Source organism: Burkholderia sp. BCC0322 (assembly GCF_902833045.1).
Classification (GTDB): Bacteria; Pseudomonadota; Gammaproteobacteria; order Burkholderiales; family Burkholderiaceae; genus Burkholderia.
Window position 1 is genome coordinate 1,261,268 of the sequence record NZ_CADFDU010000001.1, and the last position, 25,314, is coordinate 1,286,581.

Annotated in this window: 21 protein-coding genes and 2 pseudogenes; 17 read left to right on the forward strand and 6 right to left on the reverse strand. The window is 64.6% G+C overall.

Going from position 1 to position 25,314, the window contains the following annotated elements; genetic code table 11:
* Positions 1–78: 78 nt before the first annotated feature.
* The 5 genes and pseudogenes from HWX39_RS05890 (at position 79) to HWX39_RS05910 (ending at position 4,610) form a co-directional block, all read left to right on the forward strand.
* A complete protein-coding gene (locus HWX39_RS05890) occupies positions 79–669 on the forward strand; it encodes a TetR/AcrR family transcriptional regulator (protein ID WP_279613063.1) in 591 nt (196 codons plus the stop codon).
* Between the two features lie 67 nt (positions 670–736).
* Complete coding sequence (locus tag HWX39_RS05895; RefSeq protein WP_175965982.1) at positions 737–1,582, forward strand: SDR family oxidoreductase; 846 nt, start codon at positions 737–739, stop codon at positions 1,580–1,582.
* Positions 1,583–2,009: 427 nt separating this feature from the next.
* Positions 2,010–2,642 carry a hypothetical protein gene (locus HWX39_RS05900; protein ID WP_175965984.1) on the forward strand — a complete coding sequence of 211 codons (633 nt, stop codon included), beginning with the start codon at positions 2,010–2,012 and terminating at the stop codon, positions 2,640–2,642.
* Positions 2,642–3,451, forward strand: a pseudogene (locus tag HWX39_RS05905) (integrase); the annotation flags it as partial. The gene HWX39_RS05900 and the pseudogene HWX39_RS05905, both read left to right, overlap by 1 nt.
* 68 nt (positions 3,452–3,519) lie before the next feature.
* A pseudogene (locus HWX39_RS05910) lies at positions 3,520–4,610 on the forward strand (IS5 family transposase).
* A gap of 706 nt (positions 4,611–5,316) precedes the next feature.
* Here HWX39_RS05910 and HWX39_RS05915 read toward each other — a convergent pair.
* The gene (locus HWX39_RS05915) at positions 5,317–6,189 is read right to left on the reverse strand and encodes a slipin family protein (RefSeq protein ID WP_098553541.1); all 873 of its coding nucleotides are present in this window, start codon (positions 6,187–6,189) and stop codon (positions 5,317–5,319) included.
* 327 nt (positions 6,190–6,516) lie between these two features.
* Between HWX39_RS05915 and HWX39_RS05920 the strand changes: the two genes are divergently transcribed.
* The 4 genes from HWX39_RS05920 (at position 6,517) to HWX39_RS05935 (ending at position 17,303) form a co-directional block, all read left to right on the forward strand.
* A complete protein-coding gene (locus tag HWX39_RS05920; protein WP_175033131.1) occupies positions 6,517–6,969 on the forward strand; it encodes a type II toxin-antitoxin system HicB family antitoxin in 453 nt (150 codons plus the stop codon).
* Positions 6,970–7,028: 59 nt separating this feature from the next.
* Positions 7,029–15,653 carry a glucoamylase family protein gene (locus HWX39_RS05925; RefSeq protein ID WP_175965986.1) on the forward strand — a complete coding sequence of 2,875 codons (8,625 nt, stop codon included), beginning with the start codon at positions 7,029–7,031 and terminating at the stop codon, positions 15,651–15,653.
* 155 nt (positions 15,654–15,808) lie between these two features.
* On the forward strand, positions 15,809–16,033 hold the full coding sequence (locus HWX39_RS05930; protein WP_012328540.1) for a glycine zipper 2TM domain-containing protein: 225 nt from the start codon (positions 15,809–15,811) through the stop codon (positions 16,031–16,033).
* A gap of 88 nt (positions 16,034–16,121) precedes the next feature.
* Positions 16,122–17,303 (forward strand): fatty acid desaturase, encoded by a 1,182-nt coding sequence (locus HWX39_RS05935; protein WP_175965988.1) that lies wholly within the window; start codon positions 16,122–16,124, stop codon positions 17,301–17,303.
* A gap of 64 nt (positions 17,304–17,367) precedes the next feature.
* On the opposite strand, the gene HWX39_RS05940 is transcribed toward HWX39_RS05935, so the two are convergent.
* The gene (locus tag HWX39_RS05940) at positions 17,368–17,547 is read right to left on the reverse strand and encodes a hypothetical protein (RefSeq protein WP_098553544.1); all 180 of its coding nucleotides are present in this window, start codon (positions 17,545–17,547) and stop codon (positions 17,368–17,370) included.
* Positions 17,548–17,599: 52 nt separating this feature from the next.
* Complete coding sequence (locus HWX39_RS05945; RefSeq protein ID WP_175965990.1) at positions 17,600–17,872, reverse strand: hypothetical protein; 273 nt, start codon at positions 17,870–17,872, stop codon at positions 17,600–17,602.
* A gap of 263 nt (positions 17,873–18,135) precedes the next feature.
* Between HWX39_RS05945 and HWX39_RS05950 the strand changes: the two genes are divergently transcribed.
* Positions 18,136–18,330, forward strand: a complete 195-nt coding sequence (locus tag HWX39_RS05950) for a hypothetical protein (protein WP_098553546.1) — start codon at positions 18,136–18,138, stop codon at positions 18,328–18,330.
* A 69-nt stretch (positions 18,331–18,399) separates the two neighbouring features.
* The gene (locus tag HWX39_RS05955) at positions 18,400–18,738 is read left to right on the forward strand and encodes a hypothetical protein (RefSeq protein ID WP_175966123.1); all 339 of its coding nucleotides are present in this window, start codon (positions 18,400–18,402) and stop codon (positions 18,736–18,738) included.
* 116 nt (positions 18,739–18,854) lie between these two features.
* On the opposite strand, the gene HWX39_RS05960 is transcribed toward HWX39_RS05955, so the two are convergent.
* Positions 18,855–19,031 carry a CsbD family protein gene (locus HWX39_RS05960; protein WP_175965992.1) on the reverse strand — a complete coding sequence of 59 codons (177 nt, stop codon included), beginning with the start codon at positions 19,029–19,031 and terminating at the stop codon, positions 18,855–18,857.
* 320 nt (positions 19,032–19,351) lie between these two features.
* Here HWX39_RS05960 and HWX39_RS05965 point away from each other — a divergent pair, with 320 nt between their 5' ends.
* Positions 19,352–19,939, forward strand: coding sequence for a YSC84-related protein (locus tag HWX39_RS05965; RefSeq protein ID WP_089448655.1), 588 nt, complete (start codon positions 19,352–19,354; stop codon positions 19,937–19,939).
* 61 nt (positions 19,940–20,000) lie between these two features.
* Complete coding sequence (locus HWX39_RS05970; protein ID WP_006413561.1) at positions 20,001–20,147, forward strand: DUF3096 domain-containing protein; 147 nt, start codon at positions 20,001–20,003, stop codon at positions 20,145–20,147.
* 347 nt (positions 20,148–20,494) lie between these two features.
* On the opposite strand, the gene HWX39_RS05980 is transcribed toward HWX39_RS05970, so the two are convergent.
* Positions 20,495–20,701 (reverse strand): hypothetical protein, encoded by a 207-nt coding sequence (locus HWX39_RS05980; protein WP_105801282.1) that lies wholly within the window; start codon positions 20,699–20,701, stop codon positions 20,495–20,497.
* Here HWX39_RS05980 and HWX39_RS05985 point away from each other — a divergent pair.
* Together HWX39_RS05985 and HWX39_RS05990 are read left to right on the forward strand one after the other, a co-directional pair.
* A complete protein-coding gene (locus HWX39_RS05985) occupies positions 20,700–20,999 on the forward strand; it encodes a hypothetical protein (RefSeq protein ID WP_157062172.1) in 300 nt (99 codons plus the stop codon). The two genes, HWX39_RS05980 and HWX39_RS05985, sit on opposite strands and share 2 nt — an antisense overlap.
* Before the next feature lie 271 nt (positions 21,000–21,270).
* Entirely contained in the window at positions 21,271–21,429 is a 159-nt protein-coding gene (locus tag HWX39_RS05990) for a DUF3309 family protein (RefSeq protein ID WP_175965996.1), read from the forward strand.
* 127 nt (positions 21,430–21,556) lie between these two features.
* On the opposite strand, the gene HWX39_RS05995 is transcribed toward HWX39_RS05990, so the two are convergent.
* The gene (locus HWX39_RS05995) at positions 21,557–22,846 is read right to left on the reverse strand and encodes a cation:proton antiporter (protein WP_175965998.1); all 1,290 of its coding nucleotides are present in this window, start codon (positions 22,844–22,846) and stop codon (positions 21,557–21,559) included.
* Positions 22,847–23,228: 382 nt separating this feature from the next.
* Here HWX39_RS05995 and HWX39_RS06000 point away from each other — a divergent pair, with 382 nt between their 5' ends.
* Both HWX39_RS06000 and pgm read left to right on the forward strand, forming a co-directional pair.
* On the forward strand, positions 23,229–23,447 hold the full coding sequence (locus HWX39_RS06000; RefSeq protein WP_089484737.1) for a hypothetical protein: 219 nt from the start codon (positions 23,229–23,231) through the stop codon (positions 23,445–23,447).
* 167 nt (positions 23,448–23,614) lie between these two features.
* Positions 23,615–25,291 carry a phosphoglucomutase (alpha-D-glucose-1,6-bisphosphate-dependent) gene (gene pgm / locus HWX39_RS06005; RefSeq protein ID WP_175966125.1) on the forward strand — a complete coding sequence of 559 codons (1,677 nt, stop codon included), beginning with the start codon at positions 23,615–23,617 and terminating at the stop codon, positions 25,289–25,291.
* Positions 25,292–25,314 lie beyond the last annotated feature (23 nt).

Genomic DNA, 25,314 nt, shown 5'->3' on the forward strand with positions numbered 1-25,314 from the left:
CCTCGGAGCGGCGGGACGCGACCGGATCCCGGCGATAAACTATCGGCTTTACCGCAGTCACAATGGGATAGGGTAAACGTGCGGAGAGATGCAACCGAAAACAGACTGAGACTGATTGAGGCCGCGAGCGCAATCATGCGCGAGAGCGGGGGGGATGTTCCTCTTGAGGCCATTGCGGAGCGCGCCGGTGTCACACGCGGGACGATGTACAGGAATTTCGCTGACCGCTTCCAGTTGTACCTTGCGGTGCTGGATCGAGAGATCGACCTGATTCGCCTAGAGCTTCAAGGAAAGGAGCCGTGTGGTCTGTTCGAACTGATGCGGCGCATGGTCGGGTTGATGGACGTCTATGAAAAATTTCACTATGCATTGCCCCAGATAGAAGGCTTTGCCGAGGCTAATTGCCGGCTCGACAATCTGCAGGCTCTCGTTGATCGCCCCTTGGCGGCCGCTCAGGCGGCAGGCATCGTTCGCGCCGACCTAACGTCTGCCGAGGTTCTTCTTGCCTGTCGAATGATTGCGGTGGGTTGGCGTCTGGATATGGCGCCGGATCGTATCGCGGCGCTCGAGCGTCGATTTCGGCTGGTTGCACGGGGACTCGGCGTCGACGCCGGTCGAATAGAGCAGGCCACGCCGGACCTTCATGCTTACGAGAGGATCGTCTTTTGAGGTGCAAGCGTACACGGATGTACGATTAAGCGTACAATGATGTACGCTTAATTCTGGAGATCATCCCATGTATGCCGTAACAGGTGCTACAGGCCAATTGGGCCGCAAGGTTATTGCAAGTCTCAAAACGAGGGTCCCCGCATCGCAGATTGTGGCCATCGCTCGAAGTGCGAGCAACGCGGCCAATCTCGGGGTAAATGTCCGGGAGGCTGATTACAAAGATGTCGCAGCGTTGAAAGATGCCTTTGCCGGCGTTGACAAGCTGCTGTTGATTTCGTCAAGTTCGCTCGACAGGCAACCGGAGCACGCGAACGTTCTGGCTGCAGCCAAGGATGTGGGCGTTAAGCATATTTTTTATACGAGTTGCCTACACGCGGAGAGCTGGGGAATTCCTTTTACCCAGGACCATCTGGTGACTGAGCAGTGGATAAAGGCTTCGGGGGCCGAATACACGATCCTGCGCAATGGCTGGTATTGGGAGAACAATACGACCCGTTTGCCGGCCGCTGTGCAGTATGGTTCTCTCGTAGGCAGTGCCGGTAAAGCCGAGATATCGTGGGCGTCTCGTCAGGATTTTGCCGACGCTGCAGTGGCAGTCATGACCGAAGCAGGCCACGAGGGCAAAACATATGAATTGGCCGGGGATAGAGCCTACACTCTCATGGATTTGGCTGCGGAAGCTGCACGTCAGAGCGGCAAATCGGTGAGCTATGTCAATCAGTCAGAGGTCGATTTCGTCGCCACACTGCAGCAAATTGGCTTGCCTGCACCGATGGCGTTGCTGGTTGCCGAGATCGAGGCGCGCGGCGTTTCCACTGGAGTGTTAAAAGACGAATCTCGAGTTCTGTCCACACTTATCGGTCGAGCGACGGCCTCTCTTCAAGAAGCGGTTGCAGAAGCTTTGGCATCTTGATCACTCGTTGCGTCGGTTCCGCTGCATGTCCGTCAGGTTGTGTAGGTAGGTAGCGCGCACTGATGCATTATCAAATTTCTTCGAGAAGCGACGGGCGAGCTCGAAGGTTGTGTGCCCGAAAGGCGGCGACGCTGAGGCTGGTCCAATTTCGGTCCCAGTCTCAGCTGGAAAATTCCGGCTCTTCGGAGCGCGCCGAACCGGCCCGATCGGAGCACTGGCGGGCGAATTCCGCCGGTGTCATCCACCGCAACTGTAGAGCGAAATAAATCTGTCACTCCAGAATCCCGCCGATCTAGGCATCCGGACCCTGAATTGACGACTTTGTTGACGGTCTTACCAAAATAAAGTCGTCAATTCGCATATGTCCGGATTAAATTTGTCAACTCGCATCATAGACTTCGAAGCCCGACCGTAAGGCCTTGATCTTATGGACGATTCCCGGCACGCGATGCGGCCGGTTGCGACGCCGCGCCCGCGCGGCGCACCCCGGCTGGACGCCTTCAGCCTCAAACTCGATCGTCGACTGACGCTGTTTCAACGTGGCGCGCCCGAACTGTGGCTGCTCATCGAAACGGATCCCGCTGTCCAATCATTTTGTGAGCGGCCGGGTTACGTGCAGCTCAACGGACAGCGCTATCTCGCCGATTTTTGGATCCGCTACGCCGACCGCGAAGAGGTGGTCATCCTGTCCGATTCGCTCGCGGACATGCGGCTCCATGCTGCTCGCCCCAAGTATGAATTGGACGGCGTTCCCGTCCGGTCGGTGACATCAACCGACCTCGCGGCCGCGCGCGCCTGGATCGATAACTGGCGGCACATGCTGCCCTGCCTGGTCGCGGCGCGCGGGTTGGTCGCGTCTTCGCTCCTACGCGCAGTCAAAACTTTCGTGACGATGCCGCATACCTTGCTCGAGATCGAGCGTGAGCTCTCTGTCGGCGATCCGGCGCTGGTCCGTGCGGCGGTTTTCGCGCTCGTGTATGCAGGGCACGTGGACGCGGTTGATCTGCGTACCGAGCCTCTGTCGTTGCTGACGCGCTTCGTCGCAACCGAGGCGGCATGATGGCACGTCGCAAGCCGGAATTTCAGACACTGGATCCGTCGTCCTGGCCGACCATCGCGTGGACCGAGTTTGATGCTGCCGAAAGGGAATCGATCCAGGCGCGTATGGCAGCGATCGAGCAGTATGCGCGTGGCGCTGCGATCAAGGAGATTGAGCAGAGCACGGGAGTCAACCGACGACAACTTTATCGCCTGCTCGAGCGGGCACTCGCAGCGCACCCGGACGGTCGCCTCTATGGCTTTCGCGCGCTGGTCTTGCACGCCCGCGTTGCCGATTACGTCCGTTTGAGTCCGGTGAAACCGAACGACGAACGCGGTATCCGCAGCGCCGCCGGCGCGCTATCGCAACTGTTCGAGCGATTCCCGGTGCTCGCGGCGTGGCTGCGGCTGCAAATCAAGCAGCGTCGCGTGGCGTTGATCGAGATCCGTACCGGCGGCGAATTGCGCACCCGCTTGAGAGGCCTTCAAGGACTGCATGCGAGTTTTCTGCTGCAATGTCGCCAGAGCGGCCTCACGCCTGCCGACTATCCGTTCAATACGGCGAGCCACGCGATCCGATCGCTCTCGGCCCGTGTCAAAAGCGAACTGCTGAGCGAATTCGGCATCGCTGCGCGAGCCGCTGGCGCGGCGCATCTGAAAGGCCTGCCGCGCAGCGATGAGTTCGCTGCGCCCGCCGCGACGCGTCCTTACCAGGTCGTTGAATTCGACGAGCACCGGCTCGATATCCGGCTCAAGATCGTGATGCTCGATCCGCTCGGTTTTACGCACGAGTTCGAAATCGAACGCGTCTGGTTGCTGGTGATCATTAACAGGCCGTTGAAATACCCCCGCCGATCCGTCACGATGTAGCGAACCCGATCCCAAGGCACGAAGGCAGCATGCGAGGCACCGACAGCTACAACGAATCCCTGTTCAGTACAGTCAGACTGGAGGAGTTCGTACCGCAAACGCATCCGCTGCGCCCGATCCGGACTTGGATGAACGAGGCGCTGTCGAATATGGATGCCAAGTTCTCGGCGATGTACGAAGCGGACATCAAAGGCGGTCGGCCGAGCATTGCGCCGGAGAAGCTGATGCGGGCGATGCTACTTCAGGTGCTATACAGCATTCGCAGCGAGCGGCAACTGGTCGAGCAGATCTCGTACAACCTTTTGTTCCGTTGGTTCGTCGGCCTGTCGACCGAAGACGCGGTGTGGAATCACTCGGTGTTCAGCAAGAACCGGGATCGACTGATCGAGTTCGACGCAGTGACTGACCTGTTCAACGCGACGGTGGAAACGGCGCATAAACGCGGCTTGCTGTCGGGCGAGCACTTCAGTGTGGACGGCACCTTGATCCATGCGTGGGCCAGCCACAAGAGCATCCGGCGCAAGGATGGCGGGGACGATGATCGTCCGCCTGACAATTGGCATGGCGAATCGCGCAGTAATGAAACGCACGAATCGAAGAGCGACGGTGAGAGCCGCTCTATCGCAAGAGCAATGCCGCGCCAGCCTTGCCGAGTTACCTGGGCCATGTGCTGACGGATAACCGGCACGGTCTGGTCGTGAACGTTCAGGCCAGCGAGGCGAATGGCCGGGCGGAACGCAAAGTGGCGACGGACATGCTGCGCGATGTGTCGGGTTCGGACGTGCGTATTACGGTGGGCGCAGACAAGGCGTACGACACGCGTGGATTTGTGAAGGACTGCCGCGAATACAACGTGACGCCGCACGTCGCACGCAACACGAAGCGCACCGGCGGAAGTGCAATCGATGGTCGGACGACGCGGCATCTCGGTTACGCACTGAGCCAGCGCAAACGGAAATGCATCGAACAGTGCTTCGGCTGGGGCAAACGGATCGGGCCGATCCGGCAGGTGATGGTGAGAGGCTTGGAGAAAGTTGATCAGTTGCTCACGCTGACGATGGCGGCCTACAACCTGACGCGGCTGAGAACGTTGGGATTCGTGAGTCCGCAGGGCGAGTAATGCAGGAAATCTGGCGGGAAATACCTTCGCCGGCCGGGCTCTACCGCTGAACCCGGCGTGACGCAACAAAATTGCCGAGCCGTTGAGCGAATTCATGTCATTTGCGAGAGTGGTCTGAATCCGGTCGATGGGTATTTCAACGGCCTGCTAGACTGCATGCGGGTTTGCGACCCGCCCCCACTAAATATTGGTTTAAAATCAAATGGTTGTTGTCTGGGTGCCATGCCGGCGGGTTCGAGGCATACCGTCAAACCAACCGTTAATAGGAAATGAAAGCGCGCGAGTCTCCCGCAAGGTGATGCACCGTCATCGCGGCGCATGTCGGGTTAGTTGCCGACGCGAACCAGGCGAACTTCGTAGCAGCAGTCGCGTGGCGCGTCGGCGGCACCGTCTCGGTGACGAACCAGGTGCAATTCGAAGATCAGCCTTTGCGATATGAGCGCGGCCACTACCTTCTTGCCATGACACGTTCACGCAGGTTCAGCAATCGATGCTATATCAGGATCGACGGCCGATCTGGAATGAGTGTCGGACTGACCTTCGCCGCGACCATCCCCGCGTTGTAACGTGGTAAAGCGATTTCTGCCTCCTGCCCATGGTGGAGTATTCACAACAGACTCGTCATCAAATTGTAGGTGTACCCCGTTCTGGCAATGTCCGGGCGATCTGTGCAAGGCGTCGCAGGGGAGTTAATACGAGCTAGCGATTACGCCGCTGTCTTGAGCGAAGGCACGGGCGCGGCGCCCGCCGCGTCATGCCCGGCAATCGCAAGCGCGAGCACGGGATTCAGGCTGTCCACCATCGCGCTGGGAATCAGGATCGTCGCGCCGCGTTCCTTCGTCGTTTCGTAGATGATGTTCATCGCCCGCAACTGAAGCGCACCCGGATGATTTTCGTAGACCTGCGACGCTTCGACGAACTTGGCGGCGATTTCGGCCTCCGCCGAGCCGAGGATCACCCGTGCCTGCTTTTCGCGCTCGGCTTGCGCCTGCCGCGACATCGAATCCTGCAGCGCGACCGGGATCGCGACATCGCGGGTCTCGACCGAGCGGACAGTCACGCCCCATTCCACGGTCTTTCTGCCAATCTCGTCGCGCAAGTGCATGTCGGCCGCCTTGCGATCCGACAACAATGCAGCCAGCATCGATGCCCCGATCATTTCCCGCAGTGAGGTTTGCGCAACGCGGTCAATGGCTTGCCGGTAGTCGGTGATGGCGAGCGCGGCTTTCTGCGCGTCATGGACGTGCCAGAAAATCACGGCGTCGACGTTGACAGGAACAGTGTCTTTGGTCAGCGCTTGTTCGGCGTTGAAGGCGGTGGTTTGAATACGTTCGTCGATAATCGCGACAACGTTGTCCAGGATTGGAATGATCATGAAGAAACCGGCACCCTTGACGCTTTGCAACTTGCCAATCCGAAGGATCACGAACTTTTCCCAGACGTTGGCGACCCGCACGGACAACGCGATCAGTACCGCGACGATAAAAAGGGAGACCGCGAGATACAGGTAGCCCCACGCGCCGGCGGCGAATGCCGCGAGGACGAACGCAGCCGATAAAACGAGTGTGATGGGATTCATGGTGAGGCTCCGTTTGGGTGACAACGACCTGTCGGATGAGCGATGAAGCGCGCCGCATTCAGGTCGTCTTGGGCATTCTGGCAACAGGGACAGCGGCCCTTGATATGAGTGTGCGCGCCATTGCAGTGCCGATCGGTACGGTGCCGTACCTCGATCGAGCGCGTTGTGCCTGACTGACCGGGTGGCGAGGCATCGGGCGATCCGGGGTGTGAACGGCGGGCAGGTCACCACGAAACGTGCCCCGCAGACTGTTCTTCAGCGTACCGACTCGTCGGGCCGCCGCGACGCATGATGACGTTCGTCGTCATTTTCTGTCGGGAGCGGTTCATGAAATATCCGGTCTATATCACGCATCACGGGAATCCCCGCTATCGCGGCGCGCTTCCGGATTTTCCGGAAATCGATGTGGAGGGCGACTCGTATGGCGAGTTGCAGGCGGCCGCGGCGCGACAGGTCATGGCCTGCTATGACCGCTCCGCGCGTCTCGTGCCGCCGCCGACCACGGACATGGCGATATTGCAGGCGTCGGATGTCGACCGGGGTAACGGAATCTGGCGGTTCTTCGATATCGACCTGACCGGCGTGACCTCGAGTTCCGTGCGGATCGCGCTGTGCCTGCCGAAGCGCATCGTGCGCGACATCGACATGACGGCGAGCGCGCTGCGCATGACTCGCGACGCGTTCGTGTCGATGGCGTGCGCGAACGCCGCCGACCGATCCGCGCAGCATCGCGACGTGCGTTTCGAACCCGTCGCGAAATCGCTGTCGGAAGCTGGTTGATGGAGCGACGCACCGCGTATGACGACGGACGGGTGGTGCGGTCATTGGGAGAAGGTGCGTTGAAGATTCACGTTGCGCGTGTTTCGCGACGCCGGACATCGCCATGGAGCAATGCACGGCCGATTCGCGAGGAGTTCTTCGGCGATGAACGGCTTGCGCAGCATGCGGGCAGTCTGGCGCGTGCGCAGAAGGTACTTCCCGGGGCGCCCTCTGGCCCGTCTCTGGCGACGCGGCTGAAGGACAACGCGGATCATCTGCTGAAGGCGTACCGGAACACGGTGGCCGCAGATGCGCGCGGCGAGGAAATCACGCCGGCAGCGGAGTGGCTGCTCGACAACTACTATCTTGTCGCGGAGCAGGTGCGGCAGATCCGCGACGATCTTTCCCCGCGCTATTACCGGCAACTTCCCAAGCTCGGCAACGGGCCGTTTGCCGGTTATCCGCGCGTATTCGAGATCAACTGGTCGTTCGTCGCCCATACGGACAGCCGTTTCGATCCCGATATGCTATGCCGTTTCATGCTTGCCTATCAGGCCGTGGAACCGCTGACGATCGGCGAACTGTGGGCAGTGGCGATCACGCTGCGGATCGTCTTGATCGAAAACCTGCGGCGGCTCGCGGACCAGATCATCGACGATCGGCGCGCGCGACTCGACGCCGACGCGCTCGCGGATCGCCTGCTCGGCGAACGCGGGCAGGCGCGGGAGGAAATGGAGCCGCTCGTCGCCCGTTATGAGCAGGCCGTATTGCACGATGCGTTCGCAGTGCAACTGATTCAGCGGCTGCATGATCCCGATCCGGCCGTCGTGCCGGCGCTGGCGTGGCTGCATCGGCACCTGGCGGCGCGCGGCGCGACGCCGGACCAGATCGTCGCCTCCGTCAACCATCAGCAGGGCGCCGCCAGCCTGACCGTGCGCAACGTGATCACCAGCATGCGGCTGATTTCGGAGGTGGACTGGACCGATCTGTTCGAGCGCATCAGCCTGGTCGATCAGGTGCTGCGCAGCCATCCGGGCTTCGCGGAGATGGATTTCCCCACGCGCAACCTGTATCGCGACGCGGTGGAAGCGCTTGCCCGCGGCGCGCCCGTCAGCGAACTCGAGATTGCCCGCCGCGTCGTCGCCGATGCAGCGGCGCAAGGGGCGAGCCGCGTGCCGGCCGCCGACGCGGTGCCGGCCCGCGAGACGGACCCCGGTTACTACCTGCTGGCGGACGGCCGCACCGCGTTCGAGGCGGAGATCGGCTATCGGCCGCCCGTTGCGTTGTGGTTGCGGCGCCTGACGCGCCACGCCGGTCTCGGCGGCTATCTCGGCCGTATCGGGCTGATTGCGGCACTGCTGCTCACGGCCATGCTGGCGTGGCTCACTCGCATCGAGCCGCCCGGTCACTGGCTGATCTGGCTCGGCGTCGCCGGCCTGCTACCCGCGCTGGATACCGCGATCGCGCTCGTCAATCGCAGCGTGATGCGCGATGTCGGTGCGAAGATCCTGCCCGGCCTCGCCTTGCTCGACGGCATTCCGCCGGGCCTGCGCACGATGGTCGCCGTGCCGGTGCTGCTGACGACGGAAGCGGCGCTCGGCGAGCAGATCGAGCAACTGGAAATTCATCACCTGGCGAGCCCTGACGGCGCGCTTTACTTCGCCTTGCTCTCCGACTGGGTGGACGCGCCCACCCCGCACGCAGACAGCGACGACGGGCTGCTGGCATCCGCGGCGGCGGGTATCGACCGGTTGAATCGCCTTTATCCGGCGGCGCCGGGCGAGGGCGAGCGCTTTCTGCTGCTGCACCGCAAGCGCGTGTGGAACGACGGCGAACGGTGCTGGATGGGCTGGGAGCGCAAGCGCGGCAAGCTGCACGAGCTGAACCGGTTGCTGCGCGGGGCGTCGGACACGACATTCATCTCGCTGGCAGGCAGGCCGCCGCGCGTGCCGCCTGACGTGCGCTACGTGATCACGCTCGATGCCGATACGCGGTTGCTGCGCGATACCGTGCGCCGCCTGATCGGCAAGATGGCGCACCCGCTCAACCGGCCGGTATTCGATTCGGCGAGCCGGCGCATCGTCGAAGGCTACGGCGTGCTTCAGCCGCGCGTCACGTCGTCCCTCGCAAGCGGTGACGAGGGGTCGCTGTTCCAGCGCGTGTCGTCGAGCGCGCACGGCATCGATCCCTACGTGTCGGCCGTATCGGATGTCTACCAGGATCTGTTCGACGAAGGCTCCTATGCGGGCAAGGGCATCTACGACGTCGACGCGTTCGAGGCGGTGCTCGCCGGCCGCGTGCCGGAGAACACGGTGCTCAGTCACGATCTGTTCGAAGGCATTTTCGCGCGGGCCGGGCTGGCGTCGGATGTCGAGGTCGTCGAAGCGTCGCCGTCCCGCTACGACGTCGCGGCGGGACGCCTGCACCGGTGGGCGCGCGGGGACTGGCAGCTCCTGCCTTGGTTGATTTCCGGCCATGAACGGCTGACGGCGGTCGGCCGCTGGAAGATGCTGGACAACCTGCGCCGCACGCTCACGGCGCCCGCCATGCTGATCGCGCTACTGGCCGGATGGATGCAGCCGCTCCCCGTATCGCTGGGCTGGAGCGCCTTCGTGCTGGTGATGATCGCGCTGCCGTTCCTGTTGCCCGTATTGAGCGGACTGGTGCCGCGCTGGCGGCGCACGCATGTCAGGATGACGACGCGCAGCGTGCTCCATGCGTGGTCGATGGAGCTGCGCTTCGCGTTGACGCGGTTCGGCCTGTCGATCGTCATGCTGCCGCAGCAGGCGTGGTCGATGGGCGACGCGATCGCGCGTACGCTGTTTCGCTTGGGGATCAGCCGTCGCCACCTGCTCGAATGGACGACAGCGGCCGCAGCGGGCGCGCGCGACCGGCGGACCCTCGCGTCCACCTATCTGCAAATGCGCGGCGGCGTGACGCTCGCGCTGCTTGCTGCGGCTGCCAGCCTGACGGCGGGCTGGCGCTTCGATCGTCATACGGGCTGGCTGGCCGTGCCGTTCGCACTCGTCTGGCTCGCCGCGCCGGCGATCGCGTATTGGCTGAGCCGTGCACCACGGCCGGCGGGCGAACTGGCGGTGACCCCGCACGATGCGCGTCAACTGCGGCTCGACGCGCGCCGGACCTGGCGTTATTTCGAGACGTTCGTGACGGCGGACGATCAGATGCTGCCGCCGGACAATTTCCAGGAGGACCCGAAGCCCGTTTGTGCGCGCCGGACTTCGCCCACCAATATCGGGCTGTACCTGTTGTCCGTCGTCAGCGCCCGCGAGTTCGGCTGGCTCGGCACGCAGGACGCGGTGTCGCGGCTGGAGGCGACGCTCGCGACGATGCGGCTGATGTCGCGCTATCGGGGCCATTTCTACAACTGGTACGACACGCGCGACCTGCGGCCTCTCGAGCCGCGGTATGTATCGTCGGTCGACAGCGGCAATCTTGCCGGGCACCTGATCGCGCTCGGCAACGGTTGCCGGGCGTGGGCGAATCAGCCCGCTGGCGTGGGATGGCAGGCCGCGCATGAAGGGATCGGCGATACGCTGGCGCTGTTGCGCAAGGCCGTGTGCCGAAATGGCGACGCCCGGACGGCCTTGCACGGCGAATTCGAGCGGGCCGCGACCGAACTGGAGGACACGCTCGCCGCGACGGACGGCCGCGCCGCGACGGAATGGAACGCGATCACGATCCTCGCTGCGACAGTCGCCGACGTCGCGCGCGCGCTGATGGACGAGGTCGGCCGGGTGCGGGGCGGCGACGTCGACGACGTGCTGTTCTGGGCGCAGGCGCTGGAGCACGGGGTGCAAGGGCATTGTCGTGACGCGACGCGTACGCCGGACGAAGCGGACGTGCTGAACAAGCGTCTTCAGGTGCTGGCCGATTCCGCGTTGCAGATGGCCTATGCGATGGAGTTCGGCTTTCTGCTCGACCCGGTGCGGAACCTGCTTTCGATCGGCTATGCCGTGGCCGACGGCCAGCGCGATCCGGGCAACTACGACCTGCTGGCGTCGGAGGCTCGCCTGGCGAGCTTCGTCGCGATCGCGAAAGGGGATGTCCCGGCGCGCCACTGGTTCCGGCTCGGCCGCCTGGCGACGCCGATCGGGCACGGCGCCGCGCTGGTCTCGTGGTCGGGATCGATGTTCGAATACCTGATGCCGTCGCTTGTGATGCGCGCGCCGGACAGCAGCCTGCTCGCGCGGACCAACCATCTGGTGGTGCGTCGGCAGATCGCCTATGGCGACGGGCTGCGGCTGCCGTGGGGCATGTCCGAGTCGGCGTACAACACGCGCGACATCGAGCTGACCTATCAGTACTCGAGCTTCGGCGTGCCGGAGCTGGGACTCAAGCGCGATCTCGACCAGAATCTGGTGGTTGCACCCTATGCGACCGCGCTGGCGGCGATGGTCGCGCCGCATGCCGCCGCGTGCAACTTCGAACGGCTGCGCACGGCCGGCGCGTGCGGGCGCTTCGGCTTCTACGAAGCGCTCGACTATACACCCGCGCGCGTGCCGGAAGGCGTGCCGGTTGCCATCGTGCAGGCGTTCATGGCGCATCACCAGGGCATGTCGATCGTGGCGATCGCCAATGCGTTGCTGGGCGGGCGCATTCGTACCTTCTTCCATGCGGAACCGGCCGTTCGAGCCACCGAGCTGCTGTTGCAGGAGCGGGTGCCGGGCCGGGTCGCGGCAGGGCGGCCGCGGGTCGACACGCGCCCCGCCGGCAGGATGCATGGGATCGATGCCGGCGTGGCGCGGCGCCTGCTGTCCGCGAACGATCCCGCCCCCGTCACGCATCTGCTGTCCAACGGCCGCTATGCCGTGATGCTCACGGCCGCGGGGTCCGGCTACAGCCGTCGCGACGATCTGGCCGTTACGCGCTGGCGGGAGGACGCGACGCGCGACGATTGGGGCAGCTATCTGTATCTGCGAGACGCCGAGAACGGAGACGTCTGGTCGGCCACATGGCAGCCCACTGGCGTGGTACCGGACAGCTACGACGTGACGTTCACCGAGGATCGCGCCGAGTTCGTGCGTCGCGACGGCACCTTGACGACGTCGCTCGAGGTGGTGGTATCCGCCGAGGACGACGCAGAGGTGCGTCGGGTGTCGGTAGCCAACACGGGCACCCGGCCGCGCGTGATCGAATTCACGTCGTACGCGGAAATCGTGCTCGCGCCGGCCGCCGCCGATCACGCGCATCCCGCATTCTCGAAGCTGTTCATCGAGACCGAGTACATGCCGGCATCCGGCGCCATCCTGGCGACGCGCCGCAAGCGCGCGCCGAACGAGGCGGAGGTTTGGGCCGCTCATCTGGCGGTGACTGCCGGCGAAACCGTCGGCGCGGAAGAATTCGATACCGATCGATTGCGTGTCATCGGACGCGGACGCAGCGTTCGCTTGCCGCTTGCGCTGACCGAACGGCGTGCGCTGAGCGCTTCCGAAGGCGCGGTGCTGGACGCGGCGTTCACATTGCGGCGGCAACTGCGCATCGAGCCGGGCGCGAAGGCGAGCATCGTCTACTGGACCATCGTCGCGGATTCGCGCGCGCAGTTGCTCGATCTGGTCGACAAGCATCGCGACGGCGAATCGTTCGCGCGTGCGGCGATGCTCGCGTGGACCCAGGCGCAGGTGCAGCTGCGGCACAGCGCGGTGAGCCTCGACGAGGCCGCGTTGTTCCAGCAACTGGCCGGATACATGCTCTACAGCGATGCGTCGATGCGGCCGGGCTCCGCGGCGCTGCTGCGCCATGCGGCGGCGATATCGGCGGCGGGCGGCGTGGGCGCGTCGCCGTTATGGACGCATGGCGTATCGGGGGATCTGCCGATACTGCTGGTCCGGATCGACGACATCGAGCACATCGCCATGGTGCGGCAGTTGATTCGCGCGCACGAGTACTGGCGGATGAAGCGGCTCGAGGTCGATCTGGTCATCATCAACGAGCGCGCGGCGTCGTATGTGCAGGATTTGCAGGCGGCGCTCGAGGGGCTGGTGCGGCCCCGGCAGCCGCCGCGCGAAGCCGGACGCGGCAGTATTTTCGTGCTGCGCGAGGACCTGATGGCGGTGGCGGCGCGCGCGCTGTTTCCGGCCGTTGCGCGGGCCGTGCTTGCCGCGCGCAATGGCCGGCTGGTGGATCAATTGCGGCGCCTCGGGGCTTCGCCGCTGGCCGCGCGCCCGGATGCCGCGAGCCCGCCGCTGCTGCCGCCTGCGAATCCGTCACCGAAGGGCGCACAGGCCGGCGCCGGTCTCGAATACTTCAACGGCATCGGCGGTTTCGCGCGCGGCGGCCGCGAATACGTCGTGATCCTGCAGCCCGGTCAATGCACGCCGATGCCGTGGGTCAACGTCGTCGCGAATCCGTCGTGCGGCTTCCTGACGTCGGCGGAGGGGGGCGGCTATACCTGGGTGACGAACAGCCGCGAGCATCCGCTGACGCCGTGGTCGAACGACCCGGTCACCGATCCGCCGAGCGAAGTGTTCTACATCCGCGACGACGAGACGGGCGTGCGCTGGGGGCCGCAGGCGGGTTCGATCGGCGATGACGCGCCGAGCGCGAGCGCTTTCGTGGCGAGTCACGGCCAGGGCTACAGCCGGTTTGCGCATTCCGCCGCCGACGTCGCCGTCGAGTTGCTGCAGTTCGTGCCGCTGGCCGATCCTGTCAAGATTTCCCGCCTGACGTTGCGCAACCTGTCGAGTCGGCGCCGCCGGCTGTCCGTCGCCACCTATGCGGAGTGGGCGCTGGGGGCGCCGCGCAGCGTCGCGGCGCCACACACCGCGAGCGAGATCGATCCGCCGACCGGCGCGATGTTTGCCCGCAACGACTGGAGTCAGGTGTATCGCGGCAGCGTGGCGTTCGCCGATTTACGCGGCCTGCAAACCTCGTGGAGCGCGGACCGGCGCGAGTTCATCGGCCGCAATGGCGTCCTGAGCGATCCCGCCGGTTTTCCGGGCAGGGCCGGCGCGTCGCCGCTGTCGGGCCGCGTCGGCGCCGGGCTCGACCCGTGTGCCGCATTGCAGACCACGGTCGATCTCGAACCCGGCGGCAGCGTCGAAATCGTCTTGCTGCTCGGCGAAGGCGCCGATGCGGCAACGGCGCGACAGTTGATCGCGCATTACCGTCAGGCGGATCTCGACGCGATATTCGCCGCCGTGACGGCGTTCTGGGACGAGACGCTCGGCGCCGTTCAGGTCGAAACGCCCGATCGCGCGATGGATCTGATGCTGAATCGCTGGCTGCTGTACCAGACGCTGTCGTGCCGGATCTGGGCGCGTGCGGGCTTCTATCAGGCGAGCGGCGCGTACGGTTTTCGCGACCAGCTGCAGGACGGCATGGCGCTCACGGTCGCCCGCCCGGCCCTGACGCGCGAGCATCTGCTGCGGGCGGCGGCGCGCCAGTTTCCCGAGGGCGACATGCAGCACTGGTGGCTGCCCGAAAGCGGCAGCGGCGTACGCACGCGGATCTCCGACGATCGCGTCTGGCTCGCCCATGCGGTTGCGCACTACGTCGACGTCAGCGGCGACCGCGCGATTCTCGATGCGTCGATCCCGTTCATCGACGGGCGACCGCTGGCCGCCGACGAGCACGACGCGTTCTTCATCCCGCGCGTCTCGGAAACGAGCGCGTCGCTGTTCGAGCATTGCGCGCGCGGGCTGGAGTCGAGTCTCGCGCAGGTCGGCGAGCATGGCCTGCCGCTGTTCGGCACGGGCGACTGGAACGACGGCATGAACCGGGTCGGCGAGGCCGGGCGGGGCGAAAGCGTCTGGCTCGGGTGGTTCCTGCATGCGACGCTCACGGCGTTCGCTCCGCTCGCCACGGCGCGCGGCTCGGGCGAACTGGCGGCGCGCTGGCTGGCGCGCGCCGGCGCGTTGCGCGATGCGCTTGCCGATGCGGGGTGGGATGGCGAGTGGTATCGGCGTGGCTACTTCGACGACGGTACGCCGCTCGGCTCGGCCGGCAACGCCGAATGTGCGATCGACGCGATCGCGCAGTCGTGGAGCGTGCTGTCGGGCGCGGCGGACCCGGCGCGCGCCGCGCAGGCAATGGACGCGCTGGAAGCGCGGCTGATCCGCCGCGACGATGGCTTGGCATTGCTGTTTGCGCCGCCGTTCGATCGATCGCCGGTCGATCCCGGCTATATCAAGGGTTATCCGCCGGGCATCCGGGAAAACGGCGGCCAGTACACGCATGCGGCCACGTGGTCGGTGCTTGCGTTTGCGCAAATGGGTGACGGAGATCGCGCCGCGAAGCTGTTCGCGCTGCTCAATCCGGTCAATCGCAGCCGCACGCGCAGCGGCGCGAATCGTTATCGGGTGGAACCGTACGTGGTCGCGGCCGACGTCTATTCGGTCGCGCCGCATGTCGGCCGTGGCGGATGGACCTGGTACACCGGCTCGGCGGGCTGGCTATATCGTGCGGGCATCGAAGGCCTGCTCGGCCTGCGCAGGCATGGCGACATGCTGTCCATTCAACCGTGCATACCGCGATCCTGGCCGGGCTTCAGGGCAACGCTGCGCCACGGGGCGTCGCACTACGACATCGTCGTCGAGAATCCGGACGACGTCAGCGGCGGCGTGTCCCGCCTCGTCGTGGATGGCGTGCGGCTCGCCGCCGGAGAGGCGATGGTGCGACTCGTGGACGACGGTCGGCGTCACAGCGTGGTCGTGACGCTGGGGGCGGCGCAAGCGGTGCTTCTGTGAGGCGACGGGGCGGCATTCGGGCCGGTACGTTAGCGGACGGACTGTGCGCGATTCACCGCCCATCATGAACCGACGTCCCGAACTTCATCGGGATGTCAGCGCATGGGCTTCCGTGCGTCGTGCCGGATCGGACGGCGCGGCGGCAACCCGAGGGGATGATCATGAGAAAGCTACATTCCATGGCAGTCGAGATGGCGATCGTCACGTTGACGATCGTCGTGCTGGCGGGTTGCGGCGGTATGTCTCGCCGCGGAACGGATACCGTGATCGGGGCGGGTGTCGGTGGCGTCGCCGGCGCGGTCCTGACGGGCGGCAGTGCGTTGGGCACGGTGGGCGGCGCGGCCGTCGGCGGCGTTGTCGGCAACCAGGTCGGGAAATAGGCCGGCCGACGGGTAGGGAATCGGCACGCGCACTCGCCGTCGCGGCGAAGCGCGCGCGGATACATGCGTGACCCGGAGTGCGACCGGTATGTCGGCATTTCTCCTGAACGGCGAGCTGAGGCTGTCCTGGTGGCAGCTTGCGGGGGTCGTGTTCGTGCTCACGCATGTCACCATCATCAGCGTGACCGTGTACCTGCACCGCTGTCAGGCGCATCGGGCGCTGGATCTGCGCCCGTGCGTCAGCCACTTCTTCCGGTTCTGGCTGTGGTTGACGACCGGCATGCTGACCCTGCAGTGGGTCGCGGTGCATCGCAAGCATCACGCGAGAAGCGAGACCCCGGAGGATCCGCATAGCCCGCGAACCCGTGGCCTCGCGACCGTGCTGCTTCGCGGCGCGGAACTGTACCGGGAGGAAGTGCGGAACGAGGAAACGCTGCGCCGGTATGGATCGGGTACGCCCGACGACTGGCTCGAGCGCCACGTCTATGCCCGCTATCCGAATCTCGGCGTCGGGCTGCTCGCCGTGATCGACGTCGGGTTGTTCGGGCTCCCCGGCGTGGCGGCGTGGGCGATCCAGATGATGTGGATTCCGTTCTGGGCCAGCGGCGTGATCAACGGTTGCGGCCACTTCGGCGGTTATCGGAATTTTGCGACGCCCGATGCGAGCACCAACATTTTCCCGCTGGGCATCCTGATCGGCGGGGAAGAACTGCATAACAATCACCACGCATACGTGACGTCCGCCAGGCTGTCGAACCGATGGTTCGAGTTCGACATCGGCTGGCTGTACATCCGCCTGCTGGCGGCGTTGAGACTGGCGACCGTTCGGCGCGTCGCTACGAAGCCGCGCCTGCTCCCGAACAAGGCAGTGGTCGACGACGCAACGCTGCAAGCGGTCATCCGCAACCGCCATGCGGTGATGGCCGCCTATGCGCGCATGCTCGAACCCGCCTGCCGGCGGGAACTGCGCCGCATCAAGGACATGAGCCGCGACGACAAGCGCGCGTTCGCGCTCGCCATGAAACGCTGGTTGCGCCAGGCCTGGGGCCATCGGGGCAAGCCCGATCTGCGGGCGCTGACGAGCCCCAATGCGAACCGGCGAATGCGCGTGTACGTCGATATGTACGAGGCGTTGCTCGAGCTATGGACATGGTCGCACGCGTCGCACGAGCAATTGCTGGTTCAGTTGCAGGATTGGTGCCGTTGCGCGGAGCAGAGCGGCATCAAGGCGATTGCCGATTTCTCGATGCGTCTGCGCCGGTATGCGTGATCCCGGCACGCCGGTGACCCGCCATGCGGGACCGGTCTGCCACAGGGTGCGGCGCAAGCGCCGCTCATCTCGCCCGATTGTCTGGACGCGAATAACGCCACTTGCTCGCATTGGAATTGATGCCGGCATCCTGGCGGATGCGCTTTTCGGCGCGTTCGACGTCGGCACGGGCCAGATCATCCCGCTGCTTTTGGCGGGTCGCGTCATCGCGCCGATCGATTGAGGTGCCTGAGTGATATTTCATGAATCGCTCCTGAGTGAGGTGTGCTCGCGTCGGGTCGGATGCGGCGGACGGATCAGATCGCCGCAGGGGCGATCTTGCCGTCCACGATGTCCTTGCCGAATTGCATCGCCAGATCGAGTGCGAGCGCCGCCGTTTGCGGAGCGCCATGCTCGAAAATGGTCGAGTAACGCGGTGCCGTTGCGGAGGTTGCCGGAATCGTGTCGATGCGCACGACTGAAGCAAAACGCTTCGGGCCGGGAGCGTGGGGATCGCCGAACGGCGGGAAAAGCATTTGTGAATAGACGCGGAGTTCATGTCCGCGATATTCGAGCGTGGGGATGGTCATGATTTGCTCCTGACAGAGCAACGGTTGGCGCCGAAGGATTCAAGGGCGCCGATGCCTTGGCAACAAACCGGCAGGTATCTTCAGTGTGCGCGCTCGACAATGGTTTCGCAATAACAATATCGGATGCCGAAGCATATTCTCGATGCGGGTCAATCACCGGGTTGCGGTGCGGTTGCGGAAGAATCTGCTTCCAAATAGTCGATACCGTACAGACCGACGCGCGTCTTCCGGTTCACGATGAACTCAACACCGAGGAGGCCGCCATGTGCATCCCACTTTCACTCGAGGTCGTCGAGACACTCAAATCGCTTGATCGAATTCCGGATTCCCAGGCCGATATTCCACGCGCCATAGCCGATGAACTATTGGCTCACGGGCTTGCATACGAGTCGCGCACCGGCGGTTCGATCAACATGACGGCGGCAGGCCGTCTGTGGCTGAATCGGTGTGCGGACTAGCGCGCATGCGTCGACCAGGCGAGACCGGATTTTGTCCTGTACAACGATTCATGGATCCATGAGGCAATGATGAAAACCCAATCTACACGATGGTTTGCGCTGGACCAATACGCGCCCGTTCGCGACGGATGGTATGAAGTGAGACTGGTGAGCGGCGACACGGCGTTTGCGAAGTTTGGCGATGGCGAATGGACGGAAAAACCGATGCTCACCTTTACGCGCTGGCGAGGCTTGCGCTCCGATCCGGACAAGTCGGGCGACGCAGTGGATGCGACCGCAGATGCGACCGCGGCGAAAGGTGTCCGGGACGCGTGGGACGCGTTCTTTCCCGGCGTGGGAAACGAGCAGCACAAGCCGCTTGCCGCTGCGCATGGCGACCACCACCCCCGACGCATTGCGGCATCGTGACGGTCAGTCGGGAAACGGGTCTCGCCGGATGTTGCCTGCACGCGCGGTCAACATCCAGTGAATCCGCATCACGTTGCCCGATCGCGCGGCGCTACGGAACCGTTCGCGCGAACCCCCTACGGCCGCTTCCTGAATTGCTCTTTCGCGTCACCGAATGACGCTTGTGTCTTTCCGACGACCTGCTCGACCGTACCCTGCATTCTGGTCGATCGATTTCCCAAGATCCTGCCGACCATTTCCTTCAGTCTGCCTTTCGCTTCCGCGATGCGGCCTCTCACCTGATCCCTGTTCATCACACTGCTCCTTGACATGGGTCGCCTGCTTGATCGGTACGAAACCTGGAACCATCGAAGCGTCGTATCGGGCGCTTTACGCGGAACAGCCGGTGCGCCCGAAGACACACTGAGCGCAATCGCGATGGAAGTCGGTACGATGCCGTACGCGGATCGCCGCCGGTGCGCCAGCGTATGCATGCGGGCGGCGGTTGGATCGATCGCCGCGAAGTCAGGTTGAGAAGGTTGTCTGTTTTTGCAGGCTTGGTACGCTTTCGTACCGCATTCGCATTCGCCTGTGTGTAGCGTCAGGGGTATCCACGAACAACCTGGGGTGAATCATGCAGCGACGAACATTTCTATGGGGTACGCCGGGATCGATCCTGGCTATCGGCCTCGCGGTCTCGGGATGCACGACGACCGGCACATCCGACGCCAGTGGTCACCAGACCGACAAGCGCCACACCATCGATGCAGGCGTCGACTCGACCCTCGCACGCCTTTACACGACCGCCAAAGGCTCGCGTGAACTCGTCGGCAAGGCGCGCGGCGTGCTGGTATTCCCGTCGGTCATCGCGGCCGGCTTCTTCGTCGGCGGCCAGTACGGCGAAGGCTCGCTGCGCGTTGCCGGCAGCACGGTCGGTTACTACAGCACCACGACCGGCTCGATCGGCCTGCAGATCGGTGCGCAATCGAAAGCCATCATTTTCCTGTTCATGACCGAGGATGCGCTTGGTCGCTTCCGTAACAGCGAAGGCTGGTCGGTGGGCGGCGACGCGTCGGTGGCAGTACTGAAAGTCGGCGCGAACGGCAATGTCGACACCAGCACCGCGACCGCGCCGATCGAAGCATTCGTACTGACGAACAACGGATTGATGGCCGGCGTGACGCTGGAAGGCACGAAGGTCACCCGGCTCAAGTCGCTGTAACGAGCGGCGGACGCGGGGCGGCTTGGTCTCCATTGGTTGTTTTCATTCTTGCGGAGGGCGTATGCACATTCTCACGAGCGCGGGCCCACTGGTTTCGCTGATCGCCGGCATTCTGATTCTGGTGGTGCCCCGTCTGTTGAATTACATCGTGGCGATCTACCTCATCGTCATCGGGTTGCTCGGGCTGTTCGGAGGACATCTCCACTGAACCACTGAACCGAGCCTCTCGCGAAAAAGCAGGTGACGAACCTCGCGGGCGGCGCCCGCGATCTCCGACTGTCGACGTGCCCCTGAGCGTTCGCGACGGGGCACGGATTGCCTGCGTGGCAGTTGCCGCCAATCCGGACCGGGGGGTTTTCCGGTAACGTGCGACGCTCCAGGCTCTCGAGCCATGCGTGGAATCTGACGGTATTGCCCCGGACATAGGCGCGGGCCGACCGCGCCATCTTCACGCTCCGGAGCGCAACGAGGGCACCCTGCCGCCCGTTGACGGGCGTTGGCCGCCGCATCGCACGACCCTGAGCGCGTGGTGGCTGAAGCAGGCTGCATGATGCGCTATCGAGTCGATCGGCATGCCGTTCCCGGACGCGGGCTCGCGTCGGAACGCTTTTGCTCCGCGGTGCGCGGTTGCTCGCGCGCGTTCGGGTTCGTCAGCCTCGGCTTTTCGGGGGCAATGGGCATTCCGTCATCGGTCGCGGTATCTTGCGCATATTTCCGATGCTGTTGCGGCGTGCCGCGGGCTTTCCGAGTCAGGTCGTTCATGAGCTTCTCCGGTGAATGCCGCTTCGCATGGATCCGGCCGCTAGAACCGGATCGCGGCGAGTACATCGGCAATGTGTCGGCGCGTTGTGGCGCCGAACGCGTATCGGCATCGGCAGCGCATGCGCGCGTGCCGACCCAGAATGGACGAGCGAACAGCGGAAGTCGGTACGATGCCGTGCAGTGGCGGCTGGCGTCGCTTCGGACCGGCAAGCCGATGATTTGCGCCGATGTCCGCGATAATCCGCACGCGTCCGGTACGTTGCCGGACAGACTCCACGCGCGCGTCCGCCTACATTGATAGCGAAAGAGTCGATGCACGTCCCGAACCGGGTGCATCGAGCACGCGTCCTGCATGAAGGAGCAGGACGACTGACTCCCCGGCTCCTCCGGCATTCGAGATGCGGCACCGCCCATTTCGACGCGACAGGCGGCGAACGGCGCGTGCGCGCGTCGACGTGGAAGCGCACGGGAGCGTATCGACGGACACATCGGTTCGATTGCATTCGATGGCCATCGTTGCGAGCGCACTGCGCCATGACCCGCCGGATGATTGATTGAGGAGAGACGACATGTCACTGGGACTTCTTCTACTGATCGTTGTCGTGCTGCTGATGGTCGGGGTGATCCCGACCTGGCGCTACAGCAACGGCTGGGGGTATGGTCCAAGCGGATTGCTGGGCGTGGTATTGGTCGTGTTACTCATCCTGATGCTGCTGGGCAGGCTGTGACGCGGGACATCATCGACGCTGCAGGTTCATGGGAAGACTGCCGCCCGACACCGCGAGTGTCGGGTGTGGCATCCCGCCGAACCGTTCGACCCGCGTACGCATCGCGCCACCGCGCCCGCGCTGGATCTCACGCATAGCGACGCATGAGCGGCGCGGCTGAAATGCCGTGCAGCACGATCGACATGGCGATGATGGCCAGTACCCATGGAACCAGCGGCAACAGTTGCGCACGCGGCCCTTGCTCGAGGGCCAGCATCAGGTAATACAGGGAACCCACGCCGCGAATGCCGAACCAGCTGATCAGCCGGCGCTGGTGGCGCGACGCCCGGGACCCGATCAGCGCGAGCCGGGTGGCCGCCGGCCGGATGACGAACAGCAGGGTCGCGACCACGGCCGCGCCGGCCCAGGTGAGCATTTCAACCCAATAGCCGGAGACGAGCGCGCCGATCAGCAGGATCAGCACGGCTTCGGCGATGTGTTCGAGCTCGATCGTGAATCCCATGACCGATTCCGCGACGAAGGCATGGGCTTTGTCGGGATCGGTGGCGGTGGCCTCGACATCCTCGCTGTCCACGATGCCGACCGTCTCCTTCGACGTCTTCCGGCCGCTCGTTCGATGCTCGACACGCCGCATCGCGATGCCCGCGGCGAACACGGCCAGGAACCCGTAGCCATGAATGGCGAGCGTCACGCCGTACGACAGCATGATCAGGCCCAGCGCGAAGAACCCTTCGAGGCCGAGCGCCTGTCCGTGGCGGCTGCGCAGGAATGCGACGAGCCGGGCGGTGGCGAAGCCGAGCAGCCAGCCGGCGCCCACGCCGGAGGTGATACCCCATGCAATGCCGCCGAGCATGCTCCAGTGAAGCTCCGACATCGTGCCAGACCCGCACGCAAGCAGGCCGATCACCGCGCAAGGGTAGGCGGTGCCGTCGTTGATCCCGCCTTCGCCGGACAACGAAAAACGCACCAGTTCGACGTCACCCGCGTCGCGCACGCCGACGTCATGAGCGAGCACGGGATCCGTCGGCGCGATCATCGCGCCCAGCAGTACCGCGACGCCGAGACTCAAATGCAGCACCAGCATGCCGAGCGCGGCGATCGACGCGACGGTGAAGATCATCGCGACGACGCCAAGCCGAATCGGCAGCATCCAGCGGCGATCGGCGGGTGGGACACGCAGCCTCAGGCCGATCGCGAACAGCGAGATCAGCAAGCCGATTTCGGCCGCGATGCGCAAGTGCGTGACGTCGTCCGGCAATGTCAGCGACAGGAAGCCGAGGCCGGCCGGTCCAATCAGAAAGCCGATCCCGAGATACACCATGGCCGCGCTCAGCGGCAGACGCTTGAGCGACGACCCGATGAGTCCCATGAAAATCAGCAGGGCTCCGAAGATGAGGCATCCGATGGTTTCGGTCAATTTGAACGTCCTGCATGGGTAACGTCGCGCTCGCCGCGCGTCGAGCGTCGAACGCAGGTCGCCATGCGGTGTCGTTCAGGCGGCACGCGGCACGCGCGGGACGGCACACACCGAACTGGGCGTCGATGCCTTGCATTCGTCGCACAATATCGCTCCGGTCGTACCACGTTCGCAGCGAGTCGATTCGGCGTCTGTCCGATGGCGGACAAAGGACCGGGCGCAACCGTCGCAACCATCGCGATCGAAATGACGCGTGGCCGCGGCTGACGCAGCCGGGAAAGTGCGCACGAAGCGGCATGCACCCATGTACGGTAGCGGGCAGAGCGGTGCAGTGCTTCGTCATAGACTGTTCGCCGATCCTCGTGACAACTGGAGCATGGCCATGGCGCATACAGCAATCGAGGGAGATCTGCGTTCACTTGAACGACTCGTTGCACGCGTCACGCTCGGTGAGCCTGCGCCATGGGCTCTCTGGCGCATTCGGCTGGAATCGATCCTGGAACACGGCTGCGTGACACCCTCGGAGCGCATGCATCTCGTCAGCATCATCGCCCTTCTCCTCATGCTCGAGCGTCGAGCGGGCAAGCTGGCCGCGCATTGAGCACGGCCGCCGCGTCGCGCGTTCGAGGGGGGGCGCGGCGGCGCCCGCCATCCGCCGGGCGCGTGGCGGTAGTCATGGTTCGCGCTCGAACGAGAATGGCGGCTGGGTCCCAGACAGGAGGCATGTTGAATCCCGCTACATCCGACCCGCCGGGCGCGCCGGCCGCGATGCCCGTCAGTCCGCTGGCAGGCCGGCTCGCGCCTTACGCGCTGTGGATCGACGTTCCCCGCCTCGTGACCGCGTACTACACCGATATGCCGGACCCGGCAGTCCCGGCGCAACGCGTGACGTTCGGCACGTCGGGACACCGGGGTTCCGCGTTGACCCGCAGCTTCAACGAGTGGCATGTCCTCGCGATCACGCAGGCGATCTGCCGGTATCGACGTTCGCACGGCATCCACGGTCCGGTGTTTGTCGGCATCGATACGCATGCGCTTTCCGAACCGGCGCAGGCGAGCGTGCTTGAGGTGCTGGCTGCCAATGGCGTCGAGGTCATGCTGGCGCCGCCGGGTGAATACACGCCCACGCCGGCCGTTTCGCGCGCGATCCTGACGTACAACCGGGGACGCAATGCCGGGTTCGCCGACGGCATCGTCGTGACGCCGTCGCACAATCCGCCGGACAACGGCGGCATCAAGTACAACCAGGCGACCGGCGGCCCGGCCGGGGAAGCCGTCACCCGATGGATCGAAGCGGCCGCGAACGATCTGCTCGAAGCGCGGCTCGCGGGGGTGAGCCGCGTCTCGTTGTCGACGGCATCGAATGCCGCCACGACGCACCGGTACGACTTCCTCGCGACGTATGTCGACGACCTGGCCAGCGTCATCGACATGGACATCCTGCGCGGCGCGCCGATCCGGCTCGGCGTCGATCCGCTCGGCGGCGCCGGCGTGCACTACTGGGGTGCGATTGCCGAGCGTTACCAACTGAATCTTGCGATCGTCAGCGAGGAAGTCGATCCGACTTTTCGCTTCATGAGCGTCGACTGGGACGGGCGGATCCGCATGGATCCGTCGTCGCCGTATGCGATGCAGAGCCTGATCGCGCGGAAAGACCAATTCGATGTCGCGTTTGCGTGCGATACCGACCACGACCGGCACGGGATCGTCACACGCAGCGACGGTTTGCTGCCGCCCAATCACTATCTCGCGGTGCTCGTCGACTATCTGCTCGCGCATCGGCCGAAATGGCCCGCTCGCGCGGCGGTCGGCAAGTCGGTCGTCTGCAGCGAGATGATCGATCGTGTCGCCCGCGCACACGATCGCGCAATCTACGAAGTGCCCGTCGGCTTCAAGTGGTTCGTCGGCGGATTGCTCGACGGCACGCTGGGGTTCGCCGGCGAGGAGAGTGCGGGGGCCACGTGCCTGCAGCTCGACGGGCAACCCTGGACGACCGACAAGGACGGCATCGTTCCCGCGTTGCTGTCGGCCGAAATCACGATCCGAACCGGCCGCGATCCGGCGGAGCATTACCGCGACCTGGCGCACCGCTTCGGCGCGCCCGCCGAACGGAGGGTACAGGCCGCAGCCACACCTGAGCAGCGCGCGCTGCTGGCGCGGCTAACGCCGCATCAGTTCACGCACACCGAACTGGCGGGAGAGGCGATCGTCCGGATACTCGATCGGGCGCCGGGCAACCGGGCCGCGATCGGGGGCATCAAGGTGATGACGGAGCACGGCTGGTTTGCCGCGCGGCCGTCAGGTACCGAAGATCTCTACCGGATCTATGCGGAAAGCTTCAACGGAGAGGATCACGTGGCGCGCATCGTGTCCGATGCGCAGTCGATGGTCGACGCGGTGCTCGAAGCAGGCACGCGCGATGCCGGTGGCGGCTCGAACGCCTGATACGCGCATGGGCCGCCCAACGG